Annotated in this window: 12 protein-coding genes, 1 tRNA gene and 1 riboswitch; of the genes, 9 read left to right on the forward strand and 4 right to left on the reverse strand. The window is 39.7% G+C overall.

Annotated elements, in window-relative coordinates:
* The first annotated feature begins 65 nt into the window (after window positions 1-65).
* Complete coding sequence (locus HXT45_RS03700) at window positions 66-1,439, forward strand: replication-associated recombination protein A (RefSeq protein ID WP_018639249.1); 1,374 nt, start codon at window positions 66-68, stop codon at window positions 1,437-1,439.
* 76 nt (window positions 1,440-1,515) lie between these two features.
* Here HXT45_RS03700 and HXT45_RS03705 read toward each other — a convergent pair whose 3' ends face one another.
* From HXT45_RS03705 to HXT45_RS03715, 3 genes are all read right to left on the reverse strand, one after another.
* Entirely contained in the window at window positions 1,516-1,821 is a 306-nt protein-coding gene (locus tag HXT45_RS03705) for a YhbY family RNA-binding protein (protein ID WP_004117809.1), read from the reverse strand.
* Window positions 1,822-2,056: 235 nt separating this feature from the next.
* Entirely contained in the window at window positions 2,057-4,450 is a 2,394-nt protein-coding gene (locus tag HXT45_RS03710) for an energy-coupling factor transporter ATPase (protein ID WP_421781287.1), read from the reverse strand.
* 58 nt (window positions 4,451-4,508) lie between these two features.
* Window positions 4,509-5,108: an ECF transporter S component gene (locus tag HXT45_RS03715; protein ID WP_421781289.1), complete on the reverse strand. Its 600-nt coding sequence runs from the start codon at window positions 5,106-5,108 to the stop codon at window positions 4,509-4,511.
* A gap of 5 nt (window positions 5,109-5,113) precedes the next feature.
* Window positions 5,114-5,266, reverse strand: a riboswitch (FMN riboswitch).
* Window positions 5,267-5,386: 120 nt separating this feature from the next.
* Between HXT45_RS03715 and HXT45_RS03720 the strand changes: the two genes are divergently transcribed.
* On the forward strand, window positions 5,387-6,403 hold the full coding sequence (locus HXT45_RS03720; protein ID WP_421781290.1) for a glycosyltransferase: 1,017 nt from the start codon (window positions 5,387-5,389) through the stop codon (window positions 6,401-6,403).
* 86 nt (window positions 6,404-6,489) lie between these two features.
* Here HXT45_RS03720 and adhP read toward each other — a convergent pair whose 3' ends face one another.
* A complete protein-coding gene (gene adhP / locus HXT45_RS03725; protein WP_016792006.1) occupies window positions 6,490-7,500 on the reverse strand; it encodes an alcohol dehydrogenase AdhP in 1,011 nt (336 codons plus the stop codon).
* 327 nt (window positions 7,501-7,827) lie between these two features.
* Here adhP and HXT45_RS03730 point away from each other — a divergent pair.
* From HXT45_RS03730 to HXT45_RS03760, 7 genes are all read left to right on the forward strand, one after another.
* Window positions 7,828-7,903: transfer RNA gene (locus HXT45_RS03730), tRNA-Gly, on the forward strand.
* A gap of 410 nt (window positions 7,904-8,313) precedes the next feature.
* Window positions 8,314-8,895 carry a hypothetical protein gene (locus HXT45_RS03735; RefSeq protein WP_116689559.1) on the forward strand — a complete coding sequence of 194 codons (582 nt, stop codon included), beginning with the start codon at window positions 8,314-8,316 and terminating at the stop codon, window positions 8,893-8,895.
* A gap of 263 nt (window positions 8,896-9,158) precedes the next feature.
* Window positions 9,159-11,216, forward strand: a complete 2,058-nt coding sequence (locus tag HXT45_RS03740; RefSeq protein ID WP_004130827.1) for an AMP-dependent synthetase/ligase — start codon at window positions 9,159-9,161, stop codon at window positions 11,214-11,216.
* 126 nt (window positions 11,217-11,342) lie between these two features.
* Entirely contained in the window at window positions 11,343-11,831 is a 489-nt protein-coding gene (locus tag HXT45_RS03745) for a peptide deformylase (protein ID WP_016801421.1), read from the forward strand.
* Window positions 11,832-12,100: 269 nt separating this feature from the next.
* Window positions 12,101-12,901, forward strand: a complete 801-nt coding sequence (rpsB, locus tag HXT45_RS03750; protein WP_016792016.1) for a 30S ribosomal protein S2 — start codon at window positions 12,101-12,103, stop codon at window positions 12,899-12,901.
* A 29-nt stretch (window positions 12,902-12,930) separates the two neighbouring features.
* Complete coding sequence (tsf, locus tag HXT45_RS03755; RefSeq protein ID WP_004130831.1) at window positions 12,931-13,782, forward strand: translation elongation factor Ts; 852 nt, start codon at window positions 12,931-12,933, stop codon at window positions 13,780-13,782.
* A 155-nt stretch (window positions 13,783-13,937) separates the two neighbouring features.
* Window positions 13,938-15,365: a UTP--glucose-1-phosphate uridylyltransferase gene (locus HXT45_RS03760; protein ID WP_004133153.1), complete on the forward strand. Its 1,428-nt coding sequence runs from the start codon at window positions 13,938-13,940 to the stop codon at window positions 15,363-15,365.
* The last annotated feature ends 212 nt before the right edge of the window (window positions 15,366-15,577 follow it).

The following is a 15,577-nucleotide window of genomic DNA, read 5'->3' on the forward strand; positions in this document are numbered from 1 at the left end:
TATGTTTTATGCAAAATCTAAAATATAGTCGAACGTTTGTTCTATGGATTGAGTATACTTAGATTATGGTTCAGGATTTATTTACAGCAAGTAGTGCGCCTAGCGATGTAACACGTCCATTGGCTGTGCGTATGCGACCGAGCGTTATCGAAGACGTTCTTGGGCAGACTCATGCGCTAAAAGATGGTTCGCCTTTGCGCAGGCTTGCAAATCCGCAATCTAAAGGTTCTCTTACATCTCCAAGTTCTGTTGTGTTGTTTGGGCCTCCTGGAGTTGGTAAAACTACGCTTGCTTATATTGTGGCTCAACAGTCTGGTCGCGTGTTTGAAGAGCTTTCTGCTGTAACTTCTGGAGTTAAAGATGTTCGAGCGGTGTTAGATCGCGCGCATGAGCGTTTAGTTAGTAAAAGTCAAGAAACAGTCCTGTTTATTGACGAAGTTCATCGTTTTTCTAAATCACAGCAAGATGCTTTGCTTCCAAGCGTAGAAAATCGCGATGTAACTTTTATCGGTGCTACTACCGAAAATCCAAGCTTTTCAATTATTAAGCCACTACTTAGCAGATCAGTAGTTGTTAAACTTGAGTCTCTTAGTGTAGAAGATTTGCGCACGCTTATAGAACGCGCAATTTCAAGCGAAAATGGTCTTAATAATCAGCTTAAGATTGATGACGATGCAATAGATTCAATTATTCGTTTAAGCGGGGGAGACGCTCGCAAAACTCTTACGATTTTAGAGGCGGCTGCAGGAGCAGTAACAGGAGATGTTGCTTTGCAGCATGGCAAAAAGAAGCCTGTTATTACTGCCGATATTGTTTCTAACGTAATGGATACTACTACAGTTCGTTACGACAAAGATGGAGACGACCACTACGATGTGATTTCTGCTTTTATTAAGTCAATGCGTGGAAGTGATGTTGACGCTTCTTTGCATTATTTAGCGCGAATGCTTAGAGCTGGGGAAGACCCGCGTTTTATTGCAAGGCGAATTATGATTGCTGCTGCCGAAGAAGTTGGTATGGCGGCTCCGCAAATTTTGCAAGTAACTGTTGCTGCAGCTCAAGCGGTTGCTTTAATTGGCATGCCAGAAGCGCGGATTATTCTTTCGGAAGCTGTGATTGCTGTAGCAACTGCTCCAAAATCAAACGCAAGCTATAATGCGATTAATAAGGCTTTGCAAGATGTTGATGCTGGAAATATTGGTCAAGTTCCTCTTCATTTGCGTAACGCTCCGACTGCTTTGATGAAAAGTTGGGGAAATCACGAAGGCTACAAGTACGCTCACGACTACCCAGGAGCTGTTGCATCTCAACAATATATGCCAGATGAGCTAGTTGGCCGCGAATATTATCACCCAAATAATCGCGGATACGAGCACGAGATTTCACAACGTTTATCTCAAATCCGCAATATTCTCCACAATCCCGATGACAATAAATAAAGTCGATAATTAAAAGGCTCCTTAGAATTTTAAGAAGCCTTTTAATGCAGTATTACTATTTTTTTTTAAGAGAGTTTTATTCACGAACAAGCATAATGTGGTCAATATCTTCGCGATTTGAAACGCGGAACAGCACAAAGCGGTTGCCAATTACTTGAACGACTTCTGCACCAAGATGTTCTGCGAGTTCCTGCGCAGCTTCTTTAGCACTTAAGCCAGAGCCATCTTGCACAGCGCACTTCATAAGCTCGTGAGATTGCATTGTTTCGTCTGCTTGCTTAACAGCAGCATCGCTAATATCGTTTTTTCCAACGTAAAGCAATGGGCTTAAAGTGTTAGCGAGCGCGCGCAATTGCTTAATTTGCTTTTTAGTTAATGCCATTATTTTCCTTCCAAATCGCGTTCAACATGCATAAAACGTTAAAACGCCAATTTTCAAAACATTAAAACGTCAAAACGCTATATTGTTAAACGCAATTATCAACAACCAACTATCGACTATTGATTATCTACTTGTAACGCTTAAATTTTCAATGCTTATCGGATTATACATTAACCGTAAGAATCCGCGTTCAACACGTTCAATGAGTTCAATATACAAATATTCCAATTATCAGTTATATAAATATTCCAGCAAAAATTATTCCGCACACAATGCCTAATGTAATTATTAAAAGCGCAAAGTCTTTTATGTGAATTTTCTCTGTATGTAAGTGTGTGCGTTTAGCTCCAGGAACGTAGCATCTGGAATCTAGCGCAAGTCCCAGTGTGTTTGCGTGCCGAATCACGCTTGCAAATCCTGGAACTATAAGAGATGTTATTGCTTGCAATCGCTTTTTTATAGACCCGTCTTTTATGTTTCCGCCTCTTGCAATTTGAGCTAAAGCAACAGATTCTGCTTCTTTTGCAAGAGTTGGCAAAAATCGTAAAGCAAGGCTCATAATAAGAGCAATTTCTTGACTTGGCAATCCTACGCTTTTAAGAGGCGAAATAATAGACGCGCATGCTTCAGTCAATCGCGTTTGGCTTATGGTTAGTACAATTATTGACCCGATTAGTATAACAAGCGAAAATCTTGAAGCGAAAAGTATTGCAAACTTTATTCCATCGTCTGTTATTAATATCGGTCCGATTCTAAAAAGTCCTCTTCCAGAATGCACAACTAGAAGATTAAACAATCCAGAAAATACGAATATTGCAATAAACATGTGCAATGACAAGAATAATTTTATAGGCGATATTCTAGCGAGAAATATTAGAGCAAGCGTTGACAGTGCAAGAATTCCTAGTTGATAGAAGTTTGTAATGCTAAACGCGCTAAACATAAGAATTAAGCATGATATTAGTATTATTCGCGTATTGAATAAGCTTAGCAATGACTTATTTTTGTTTTCGCTACCATTCTCGCTAGCATTTTCAAGCTTTTCGTCTTGTGCGTGTTCTTGAATTTCCTTCTTTTTGCGCGAATCTAACGTAACTATGCGCGCTCCAAGTGCTTTTGCTTCACTAAAATCGTGCGTAATAACAATAATTGTTACGCCTTTATTGTGTAAATCGCTTAAAATTTTTAGCACGATTTTTGCATACTCAAAATCTAATCCTGCTGTAGGCTCGTCTAAAACCAAGATTTTTGGATTGCAAGCCAAAATTCCCGCGATTGCTGCTAATCGTTGCTGGCCTCCAGAAAGCTCGAATGGGGATTTTTGCGCTAAATGTTCAATATGCAATGATTTTAGTGCGTTCAATACTATGGAACGCAATTCGCATCCCTCTAATCCAAAGTTTTTTGGACCGTATGCTACGTCTTCAAAAACAGTTTGCGCAAAAAGTTGCTGTTCTGGCAATTGCATAACGTAACCAATGTTTTTGCGAATTCCTCGCATTTGTGATTTGCTTGTTTTCTCGCTAATTTTTATTCCGTTTACGCAAATAGATCCAGAATCGTATTTAATAAGTGCGCATATTGCTTTTGCGAGCGTGGATTTTCCACACCCGTTTTTTCCCATTATTGCAACGATTTCGCCTGCTTTTACGCTTAGAGAATAGTCTCTTATTATTGGATTTTGACTATTTGCATAGCTCACACTTAAATTAGATATTTCAATTGCTGCATTCTTACTTGCTTTATTTGAATCACATTTATTTTTGCTTTCTGCATTCGAATTTTCTGCATTTGATTTTTCTACATTTTCCGTCATGCTTTTTGATCCAATAACAGCTGGCGATTTTTCCGCGTAGAATTCTTCTAATTCCAATAAACTTACATCACGCAATTTTCCATTTTCTAGCATTAATATTCGATCCGCATTTTTGCATTCGCTAATCTTATGTGTTACTTGAACGATTGTTGTGCCGCGCGTTTGTAATTTGTCAAAAAGCTTATTTACGTCTGCTTTTGCGCAAGAATCAAGCATGCTTGTAGGCTCATCTAATACAAGAAGTTTTGATTTTGTAGCAATCGACGACGCAATAGCAACGCGCTGCTGCTGACCTCCACTCATATTGCTTGGGTCGCTAAAACGGTGATTTTCCATGTTTACAGCGCGTAAAGCTTTGCTTATATTTTGCTTCATAAATTCTTTAGAAGCGCACAAGTTTTCAAGCCCAAAAGCAACATCGTCTTCTACAACTGTTGTAACGATTTGGTCTTCTGGGCTTTGAAACAATGCTCCAATAGATTCTCGTGCTTTTTGGTACGCTTTTGAATCAACATTGTTTGCTTCAAAAACTTTTATTCCGCATAGCGTAACAATTCCAGAATCTGGGGAAGAAAGTCCTGCAATAATTTTAGCTAGCGTGGACTTTCCACTACCATTTTTGCCGATTATTGCGATTCTTTGACCATATGCAATTTCAAGATCTATTCCGTCTAGAATCCAAGTTTTTCCGCCATCATAGCTAAAGCGAACTTTTTGCAAAGAAACAGCATTATCTTTTTTAGCACAATAATCCATATTGCTTTTTTCGTCTTTGCAACTTGTTTTATATTGAATAACTTTATTGCTTTGCATAATTAGCTTGCTTTTTACTTAATTGACTAATGCTATTTTGGCTAATGCTATTTGTTTACTATTTGTTGTAGTTAAGAAGTTTTGAAACAGGCTTATAAACAAGCATAGTTACTACGCAATGAATCGCAAGCTTAATCACATTAAACGGTAGCAGAGCTGGAACTATAAGAGCAGCAACTTGCTCAACGCTAATATGAGCATAAAGCGGCGTAATAATAAGATTTCCGACTATTGCAAGAGCAATCGCAACTACAGAGCCAACCACAAGCGAAATAATAGCGCCTTCTTTGGTTCTAATTTTTTTGTAGACGATTGCAGCGCTAACAGAAGCGCCCATTGAAACCAATATTGCCATTATTGCGCCAAACGGATTAGTGAAGAAGTGCGGAGCAAATCCTAGTACGCTTACGATTACAGCAGCGAATGGCCCGTAGGCAAATCCTGCAATTAAACACACAATTCCCGAAGGATCGTATTTAAGGTAGTTTACGTCTGGAATAAGTGGAAATTCTATAAAGCTTACAGCAATAGAGAGCGCAACGAATAGCGCGTATTTAGCAATTTTTTCGCTTGACCAATAGTTTGTGCCAGAGTAAGTTGCGTGATTATTTGCTGTGTGATTGCTTGCTTTATGATTATTTTCGCGTGAAATGCTCATTAGAGCCTCCGTTTCTTTCATCCGGACTTTAACCGTTGGCTTCGGATTTTAACCGAATCAGCAGCAGTGGTGCCGCTCGCGGGCTTCGAGACAATTCACTAATTCAAGAATTACCTCGTTACCGCCAGTAAGGATTTTCACCTTCCCTGAAACTACACTTTATTTTTATCTTATGCTAAGAACATTTATTGCTAAGTGCTAAGAACATTTAGCACGTTTGGGTAACTTTTGACTTGTAACGTTTTTTTGATGGCAATGCTAAGTGTAAGATTAAAAGCATGAGTGAAATTACGAATACTTCTGTTAATTCTATAGATAAGCTTGCGATTATTGTTGTTACTTATAAGCGCCAGGAGCTTCTTGCAAATCTTTTTAAATCTTTTGAGTGCCTGAATCAATGCCCTTGGCGAATTATTATTGTAGACAACGAAAGTAGCGAAAAAACGCGCAAAATGGTGGATGATTTAGGCGATATTCTTTCGCGCAGATGGGGCGCTTCTAGCGCGGACGATTCTGGCGATTCAAACCGAGTTGTTTACGCGCCACAAAGTAGCAATCTTGGGGGAGCTGGCGGTTTTAGTGCTGGCGTTAAAAAAGCGTATGAGCTTGGCGCACAATGGTTTTGGGTTATGGACGATGATGTTGAAACTGTTCCAGAATCTATTGAGCGTCTTTGCAAGTGGACTAAAAGCCACGATGTTATTCAAGGAAGCCGTTTGGACTACGACGGTGGCGATTTTTATTGGCAATATAACTTTATTGTTTCTCTTGGAATCCCTAATCCAATCGCGCCAGCAGCATTTGGGCCATCTGGCTACCGTGTTATGAACACAATGTGCTTTGAAGGTGGATTGTTTAAGCGCAATATTGTAGAGAAAATCGGACTTCCAGATTCGCGCTATTTTATTTATTGGGATGACACTACTTATGGCTATCTTGCTAGCAAGGTTACCAATCCGATTGTTGTAAATGACATTATTCTTCGCAGAACTCGTAATATTCCTAATTGGGATATTGCTGGTGTTCGCCAACTAAATTCCACTTCCGACATGAATCGTTACCATATTATGAGAAATCGTGGCTTTATGGCGCGCTACTTTATGATCCACGGTGATTTTAGACCATTTATGTTTGCTCTTGGAACAGCATTAACTGCTGCAAAAGAGCTTATTAGGCTTGTTGCTGTAGATCGTGAGCATATTTTAAGTGGCGTTAAAAAGCTTTTTACTGGTTGGATTGCAAGCAGAAAAATTTTGCATGATCCTAATTGGAAGCCAATGCCTCCGTTAAAATAGCTACAAAACATTAAGTCTTAAAACATAAACTAGAAGCCACCTAGCGTTTACTAAGTGGCTTCTAGTTTTTTATTTTATCTCTTTTTTCAGTGGGAGAGGTCGATTACCATTCGACCGCGAATCTTACCGCTGAGCATCTCGTCGAAGATGTCGTTAATGTCTTCCATCTTGCGCATATGGCATTTTGGAACAACCTTGCCTTCAGCACCAAACTGGAACGCTTCTTCCAAATCTTTACGAGTTCCAACAAGGGATCCAACCAAGCGGATTCCGTCGAGAACAAGGCGAGGGATGCTGAGTTCCATATCTTCTGGTGGAAGACCAACAGCTGCAACGGTGCCGCCTGCTCGTACAGAGTCAACTGCGCTGTTAAAAGCAGCCTTGCTTACAGCGGTTACAACAGCGCCATGAGCGCCGCCTACCTTCTTCATAGCAAATTCAGGAACATTTTCCTTAAGTGGGTTTACGCACAAATCTGCGCCATATTCCTTAGCAAATTCAAGCTGAGCATCGTTAACATCTACTGCGATTACGTGTGCGCCAAATACGTTCTTTGCATATTGCAACGCAAGATTACCAAGACCGCCAAGGCCAAAGAGAATAAGCCATTCGCCTGGGTGTACGCCCGACTCCTTAATAGCCTTGTAGGTTGTAACGCCAGCGCAAGTGATGGAGCTTGCAGGAGCTGGATCCAAGCCTTCTGGGACTTTTACAGCGTAGTCAGCTGCAACAATGCACTCTTGCGACATGCCACCGTCTGCAGTGTATCCTGCGTTCAAAACGCTACGGCAAAGTGTTTCTCGGCCAGTGGTGCAATATTCGCAATGACCGCAACCCTTAAAGAACCACGCTACAGATGCACGGTCGCCTGGCTTTAATGTTGTAACACCAGGGCCAACTTCCTTAACAATACCAATACCTTCGTGGCCAAGAACAACACCAGTTTTATCGCCAAAATCTTGGTTCTTAACGTGAAGATCGGTGTGACATACGCCGCAGCACTCCATATCGAGTAAGGCTTCACCAAATTCCAATGGACGAAGTTCCTTCTCTACAACCTGAGCCTTCTTATCTTTGGTTGCAACAATAGCCTTCATAGAAACCTCCTTGTTCTATGCTTCATCGTTGAAAAACATTGCTTTTTCAGTTTTCTTTTACCTGTTTGGTAAAAGCTATTTTTATTCTACATTATTTTTACGATTTTTCATGATAAAAATCACATTTTAAGAAAAAGTTTTATAAAAATTTATGGCTTAATGATAATAATTATCGTATTCAATATTTTTCTTATCGTTTTCTTATCTTTTTCTTCTGCTCAACACTCCGTAAAATCGCTTGAATACAGCAGAAAATCACTATACATTTTTTATTTTTGATTATAACTTGCATTAAACAATAAATCAGGCTACTATGGCATCTTGTTTGCGGATATAGCTTAGTTGGTAAAGCGCAACCTTGCCAAGGTTGAGACCGCGGGTTCGAGTCCCGCTGTCCGCTCCATTTGATTTCTCAGCAGACTTTCCTCATATCTGCTGAGATTTTTTTATTTTCTATTACATGTCTCAGCACGTATGCCAGCTTTGGGTTATAGGCAGCCAAAAGGGTTATAGGAAAAAAGTGCGTAAAGCTAAGCTGATGAATATTCTGAAAATAGAATTAGTCAGCTTAGCTTTGGACTATAAAGCAATTCTTTTTATTCAATGTGTATAACTTTTGTTAGATAATCCTTGATTTTTCGGTGAAAATTCAAGCGTTATGAATGTTTTATCCACATATTAAATTAACTCTTTTATTTTTTGCAATAAGCTGTATGCTTTACTTAAACATTAGAAAATAATGTGAAAACAAAATTAACAAATAAGGAATTAAAAAATAAATGACTTGACAAAATTTTAGGAAAGAAGGAGAGAATGAGAAATTTTTCTAACACTCTGTTATACGCAAACGACGATGATAATGAGACATTTTGGGAGGTTATTAATAGTAACTTCCCAGATCAAGTAGATCCGTCGCGGTTCCAGACTAAAAATAGAAGACCTTTTCCAGTTTATGAAGGTTTAATACCAGTTGGGTCTTCTCGCTCAATGGCAAGTTATCACGTATCATCGTGTTTCAATAATACGCATGGTAAAAAGATGTACCTATATCTTGCAATGCAAATATGCAAAGTAGCGTGCATAGTAGGTGATATTTCTCACGGCAGGCCAATATCGCCAGAGATGAAAAGAGCATTAACAAAAGAGTGTATATACAAACTCGAGAATATGTGGTACTTGATTAATGAATGCTACAAAGATAAGCATAATGAGGCAGAAGTTTCTAAGCTAAGAAGTAATCCAACAATACCGAAGATGATAAACGGAATACTGGTTTCTCCATCACAATTAGAGGCAGTCGTTTTGCTTCATATTGGAGATACAGAATATTGGACATCTTTAACACTTAGATTCATAATGGGAAAATGGGTTTGCACGTTAGCAGATATAGGTTAGGTTTTACCTAATCGTAGTTTGCATAATATGAATTTTAAGTAGTTATTGATTTAATTAAGTATGTACATGCATAAACATGTTGGATTATGTAGCTTATTTGCGTAACGCCCCTAGAATATAATTTGCATTTGCTGTTTTACTCAAGGGGTTTTCTAAATCGTTATTTGTTAAATTGTTATTTTGTAAAAAACGCTAATTTTCTGTGCATATTTTTGTATCTTCATAGTTTTGTGTTGGCATGCTTATACCGTACAATTAAGAATATGCTGCGAGAATTTTCTGTAGAAGACATTCACCCAACTAACGATGGTGACACAATTTATTCATTGCTTGCCAATAGGGCAATGCGAGACCCGCAAGGTGTGATTGCACAATGGCAAGATGACAATACTCGTCAATGGCACGATGTTAGCGCATCACAGATGCTATCCAAAGTTCGTTCTACTGCAAGAGGCTTAATCGCTCTTGGCGTTAAGCAAGGAGACAAAATCGTTATTTACTCTCCAACTTGTTATGAATGGGGTGTTGTGGACTTTGCGTGCGCTTGTATTGGTGCTGTTAGCATACCTATTTACGAAACTGACTCCGCTCTTCAAGCTGCAGATATTATTTCGGAAGTAAAGCCTGTTATCGCTTTTGCAGGAGACGACGAGCATGCGCAATGCTTGGAAAGAGTTCGTCAAGACAATAAGCGAATTTCATTAAAAACGGTTTTTAACTTTAAGGCCAATGGTATTGATGCTGTTATTGATTTTGGAAAATCAATAAGCGACGATGAGCTAAATAATGCTATTAATCAAATAAAAGCAGATGATTTAGCAACTATTGTTTACACTTCTGGCTCTACTGGCAAGCCAAAGGGAGCAATGCTTACTAATAGAAACTTTACGCACATTGTTTACGCAGCATACGATGTTCTAAACGACATGTTGTATAAGCCAAGTAGAATACTTCTATTCCTTCCTCTTGCACATTGCTTTGCAAGGTATATTCAATATGTTGCAGTTGGAGCGAATGGCGTTATTGGATATGTTCCAAACGCTAAACATTTGTTGGCAGATTTGCGTAGTTTTAAGCCTACGTATTTGCTTGGCGTTCCTCGAGTGTTTGAAAAAGTTTATAACGCAGCATCTCAAAAAGCTGGAGCTGGAATCCGCGGTAGAATCTTTGCTAAGGCTGTTCAGCATTTTGTTGAGTGGTCTAAAGACGAAGTCGAAGGAAAATTGCATTCTATTTATGCAAAATTGCAGCACGATTTTTATATGAAGACTGTTGGTTCTTCTATAAGATCTGCACTTGGTCCTAATTTAGCGTGGCTAGCTTGTGGTGGTGCTCCAATAAATGCAGAGCTTGCTCACTTCTTTAATGGATTAGATGGAATAACTTTTATTCAAGGTTATGGAATGACGGAAACAGCTGCTCCATGTGTTGTTAACTTTGAGCATGCTAATCAAGTTGGTTCTGTTGGAAAGCCTGGTCCTGGAATCACAATTCGCATTGCAAATGATGGCGAAGTTCTTGTAAAAGGTCCTAATGTTTTTGTTGGATATTACGGAAAGCCAGAGCTTACTGCAGGAGTTATTGACCAAGATGGATGGCTTCATTCTGGCGATTTAGGCGAGATTGATGATGAGGGCTTCTTAACAATTACTGGCAGAAAAAAAGACATTATTATCACTGCTGGTGGAAAGAACATAAGTCCTGCTCCTCTTGAAACCATTATTGCAAAGTGTCCTATTGTTTCGCATGCAGTGGTTGTTGGAGATGGAAAGCCATTTGTTTCTGCTCTTATTGAGCTTGAGCCAGATATGGTTCGTTCTTGGCTTAATAATCAAGGAATGGATGAGACTATTCCAATGAAAGATATTGCACAAAATGATGCAATCCGATCTGTTGTTCAGCAATTTATTGATCAAGCTAATAGCACAGTTTCTAGAGCGGAGTCTATTCGTAAATTTGTTATTTTGGACGAAGAATTCTCTCAAGATGCTGGTACGTTAACGCCAAGCATGAAGGTTGTGCGTCCAAAGGTTTTGAAGAAATATAGCGATATTATTGAAACGCAGCTTTATGCTCCAAAACCTAATAGTAGGCCACTTCCTGCAACGGTTAAGATTTTAGATAAAACAACCGAAACTGTTAAGCAGGCTCAAGAAACTGTTAAGCAAGCTCAGGAGGTTGTTACTCCTAAAGTTAAGCAAGCTATTGATCAAGCTGCAACGCATTTGAAGCGTTTTGGAGAAGATTTACCTTTGCAATCCGATTCTAAGGAATCTTATTCAAATAATGAAGATGGAGTAAACCAAACCGTTAGTGAATAAGATTATAAAATAAGATACTAATAGGCTAATTAACAATTGCAAATATAGATTTACAGCTGGTATTACGATAAAGCTTGTATAATTATGGATTGCGATTTTAATTAGCCTTTTGTTTTAAGGAGTGCCGTGACTATTAGACAAATCCGCGTTGTTCCAGACCCTGTTCTTAGAACGCCTTGTGATGAAATTCGCGAGATTACACCATCTGTTAGAAGTCTTGTAGAAGATTTATTAGAAACTGTAAACGACCCAGGTCGTGCAGGTCTTAGCGCAAACCAAATTGGTGTTAATCTTAGAGCATTTTCTTATAACATTGATGGAACAATAGGCTATATTTTAAATCCTGTTATAGAAGAGCTTAATGGTGAACAATACGGAGATGAGGGCTGCTTATCGGTTCCAGGATTGTGGTACAAGACCCGCAGAGCTGATTATGCTAGAGCAAGAGGAATAGATTTAGACGGTAAAACTGTTGTTTTAGAAGGTAAAGGCTTAATGGCCCGCATGATTCAACATGAATGTGACCATCTTGATGGTCATGTGTATATTGACCGTTTAGAAAAAGATGTTAGAAAGCAAGCTTTACGCCAATTGCGCAATAGCTCTTCTAAGTAGCTAATTTAATAAATTATCGCGATTTTTTATAGAGATTGATTATAAAGTTAGTATAAAGCTTCTGTTATAATTTGGATTTGCGTGTTCGCTTTGAGCATGAGTGTTGTCGCGTTATACGATTGCTCGTTTTTTATTGTCTATCAGAATGCGCATATACGCGCCATGTACGCGTCCGTTCGTGTCGGTCGGCTTGGATTTAGTTATATGCTAGCCAAGTTGCATGCGAACAGACATGGCCAGGCAAGAACCGACAAGAAAGGTATATAGATATGGCACAGATTACCATGAGCGAAATGCTGAAGGCTGGTTTGCACTTCGGTCACCAAACTCGTCGCTGGAATCCAAAGATGAAGCAGTTCATTCTTACTCAGCGCAATGGTATTCATATCATCAATTTGTTCAAGTCGCTCGACATGATCGACAAGGCTTATGACTTTATTAAGCAGACTGTTGCTCACAATGGCACTGTTTTGTTTGTGGGTACTAAAAAGCAGGCTCAAGAAGCTGTGCAAAATCAGGCTACTCGCGTAAACATGCCTTACGTAAGTGAGCGCTGGCTCGGCGGTATGTTGACTAACTTCCAAACTGTTTCTACTCGCGTAAAGCGTTTGAAGGAACTCGAGGAAATGGACTTTACCGACGTTCGTGGATCTGGTTTAACCAAGAAGGAACTTTTGCTTCTTGAGCGCGAAAAGGATAAGCTTTCCAAGCAGCTCGGCGGTATTCGCAATATGAACCGTACTCCTTCTGCAATGTTTGTTGTAGACGTTAACAAGGAAGCTTTGGCTGTTGAAGAAGCACACAAGCTCGGTATTCCAGTTGTGGCAATCGTTGACACCAACACCGATCCAGAATCCGTTGAGTATCCAATTCCAGCAAACGACGATGCAATTCGTGGTGTAGAGCTTCTTACAAGCTTGATGGCCGATGCTGTTGCAGAAGGTTTGCTTGATCACGCTGGCAAGGGTGCAAAGGCTGAAGATGCCAATGCTCAGCCAATGGCAGCATGGGAAAAGGAACTGCTCACTAAGGAATCTGAACAGTCCGACAATGAAGCCAAGGCTGAATAAGCCTGTTGGCAGTTAATGAGGAGAACAAAATGGCAGCAATTACTGCAGCGTTGATTAAGCAGGTGCGCGAAGAAACTGGCGCAGGCATGATGGACGTTAAGAAGGCTCTTACTGAAGCCGAAGGCGATGTAGCTCGCGCTAAGGAAATCATCCGCGCTAAGGGCATTCAGGCCGCTGGCAAGCGTGAAGGTCGCAAGGCTCAAGAAGGAACCGTTGCTTCTAAGGTTGTTAAGACTGCAGAAGGCGAAACTGGTTATGCAGTTGAGTTGAATTCCGAAACTGACTTTGTTGCTAAGACACCAAAGTTTGTTGAATTCTCCGAAACTGTGTTGAACAATGCTATTGAAGCCAATGCTTCTAATGCAGAAGAGCTTCTTGCCGCTAAGGCTGGAGATGCTACTGTTAAGGAAGAAGTTGAAGAAGCAGCAGCATTGTTTGGCGAGCACGTTAAGGTTGGCCAGATTGCCAAGGTTAACGGTCCTCACGTTGAGGTTTATGCTCACAAGAAGTCCGTTGAATTACCTCCAAGCATTGTTTCTATGATTGCTACCGACGAAGCAGGCGCTAAGGTTGCTCACGAAGCTGCTTTGCAAATTTCCGCTATGGGTGCTCAGTGGCTCCGCCGCGAAGACGTTCCAGCAGATGTGTTGGAGTCCGAGCGTCGCGTTGCTACCGAAAAGTCCTTGGCAGAAGGAAAGCCAGAAAAGATCGTTCCAAAGATTGTTGAAGGCCGTTTGAACGCCTTCTTCAAGGAAACTGTTCTTCTTGAGCAAGCTTATGTTAAGGATCCTTCCAAGACTATTGGCGACTTGTTCAAGGAAGTTGGCGGCTCTGCTTTAGCTTTCGCTCGTGTTGAGGTTGGCAAAGGCTCTGCTGAATAGTTTTTGCCAAGTTTCAAATAATTTTCTTTTACTGAAAACTATTTGAAATGTAAAAATGGACTTGCGTGTTTAACGCGTGAGTCCATTTTTGTTTGCAACATATTGTTTGAGCAGATAAACTATTAATCAAAATGCATACAGGGAGGCTGCGTTAAATGGACAACACTTTTGAATTGTCCGCTGCAAAGATGCGCGAACACGGTATGAGCGAAGTTGCTATTAGCCAATTTGAACGTCTTTATAAAGTGTGGAATGAAGATAAAACTGGCGGATTTATTCGCGAAAACGCAGTAGAGCCTATTAAGACTGTACCAAATTTTCATGAGATTTATGAAACAATTGATCATAATAAAGCTGTTAACGCATTCTCAAAAACGGCATTTATTAAGCTAAATGGTGGTCTTGGAACATCAATGGGCTTGTCTTGCGCAAAGTCTTTATTGCCAGTTAGAAGGCATAAAGCTCGTCAAATGAGATTTATTGACATTATAATTGGTCAAGTTCTTACAGCGCGTCAACGTTTAGGCGTTGATTTGCCTTTGATTTTTATGAACTCTTTCCGCACGTCTAAAGATACTTTGCAAGTATTAAAGCGTACAAAAAAGTTTTCTCAAGAAAATATTCCTGTTGAAATTATTCAGCATCAAGAGCCAAAGCTTTTAGAGGAAACGGGTGAGCCTGTTTCTTGTTCTAAAGATAGTAGTTTAGAATGGTGTCCTCCGGGTCACGGTGACATTTTTTCAACTATTTGGGAATCTGGATTGTTGGATATTCTAAAGAAAAATGGCATTAAGTACTTGTTCATTTCTAACTCCGACAATTTAGGTGCGAGACCGTCTAGGACTCTTGCTCAGCATTTTGAAAATACTGGTGCATCAATCATGATTGAGGTTGCTAAGCGTACTCAAGCAGACCGTAAAGGTGGTCATATTGTTAGAAGTCTTGAAACTGGCAGAATGATGCTTCGTGAAATGACTCAAGTTGCTGCAGAAGATAGAAGAAGTGCGCAAAGTATTAATAAACATCCTTATTTTAATACTAACAATATTTGGATTCGTGTTGATGCTTTGCAAAAGATTCTTAAAAAATATAAAGGTGTTCTCCCTCTTCCAGTTATTTGCAATCACAAGACTGTTGACCCAACTGATGATTCAAGCGAAAAAGTGATTCAGCTTGAAACTGCTATGGGCTCTGCTGTTTCTCTTTTTGATGATGCAATTTGCGTTGAGGTTGATAGAATGCGATTTTTGCCTGTAAAGACAACTAACGATTTGTTTATAATGCGTTCTGACCGCTTCCATCTTACAGATTCTTACGAGATGGAAGATGGCAATTACATATTTCCAAATGTGGATTTAGATCCACGATTCTACAAGACTATTGATGATTTTAACGAAAGATTCCCGTATTCTGTTCCAGCTTTGGCGGCTGCAAAATCCGTTACAATACGAGGCGATTGGACTTTTGGAAGTCAAGTTTCTATGTTTGCGGATGCTGTTTTAGAAGATGCGGGGGAGCCAAGCTACGTTCCAAATGGCGAATTTGTGGGGCCTCAGGGCATTGAACCAGATGAGTGGGTGTAATCACAAAATAAATTCATTCGGGCGTGTCGTGTGGAAAATGGCCTTATTCCAACGTTTTTATAGTGTTGATTAATGGCTTTTTAAGAAAATTGATGACTTTTTTTGAAAATGTCCACACGTATGGCAAAACACCATTAAAATAGTTAAGGTGTGTGTTGAGAATTTAGCATTTTTCGCATGTTTTTAACACAAGATGAAACTACAAAAGAAAC

The organism is Gardnerella sp. DNF01199S (assembly GCF_049244155.1).
In the GTDB taxonomy this organism is placed as follows: Bacteria; Actinomycetota; Actinomycetes; order Actinomycetales; family Bifidobacteriaceae; genus Bifidobacterium; species Bifidobacterium piotii.

Excerpts from the sequence above, each read along its gene's own strand:
- HXT45_RS03700 (WP_018639249.1), top strand. The coding sequence starts at position 66 with ATGGTTCAGGATTTATTTACAGCAAGTAGTGCGCCTAGCGATGTAACA.
- HXT45_RS03705 (WP_004117809.1), bottom strand. The coding sequence starts at position 1,821 with ATGGCATTAACTAAAAAGCAAATTAAGCAATTGCGCGCGCTCGCTAAC.
- HXT45_RS03710 (WP_421781287.1), bottom strand. The coding sequence starts at position 4,450 with ATGCAAAGCAATAAAGTTATTCAATATAAAACAAGTTGCAAAGACGAA.
- HXT45_RS03715 (WP_421781289.1), bottom strand. The coding sequence starts at position 5,108 with ATGAGCATTTCACGCGAAAATAATCATAAAGCAAGCAATCACACAGCA.
- HXT45_RS03720 (WP_421781290.1), top strand. The coding sequence starts at position 5,387 with ATGAGTGAAATTACGAATACTTCTGTTAATTCTATAGATAAGCTTGCG.
- adhP (WP_016792006.1), bottom strand. The coding sequence starts at position 7,500 with ATGAAGGCTATTGTTGCAACCAAAGATAAGAAGGCTCAGGTTGTAGAG.
- HXT45_RS03735 (WP_116689559.1), top strand. The coding sequence starts at position 8,314 with ATGAGAAATTTTTCTAACACTCTGTTATACGCAAACGACGATGATAAT.
- HXT45_RS03740 (WP_004130827.1), top strand. The coding sequence starts at position 9,159 with ATGCTGCGAGAATTTTCTGTAGAAGACATTCACCCAACTAACGATGGT.
- rpsB (WP_016792016.1), top strand. The coding sequence starts at position 12,101 with ATGGCACAGATTACCATGAGCGAAATGCTGAAGGCTGGTTTGCACTTC.
- tsf (WP_004130831.1), top strand. The coding sequence starts at position 12,931 with ATGGCAGCAATTACTGCAGCGTTGATTAAGCAGGTGCGCGAAGAAACT.
- HXT45_RS03760 (WP_004133153.1), top strand. The coding sequence starts at position 13,938 with ATGGACAACACTTTTGAATTGTCCGCTGCAAAGATGCGCGAACACGGT.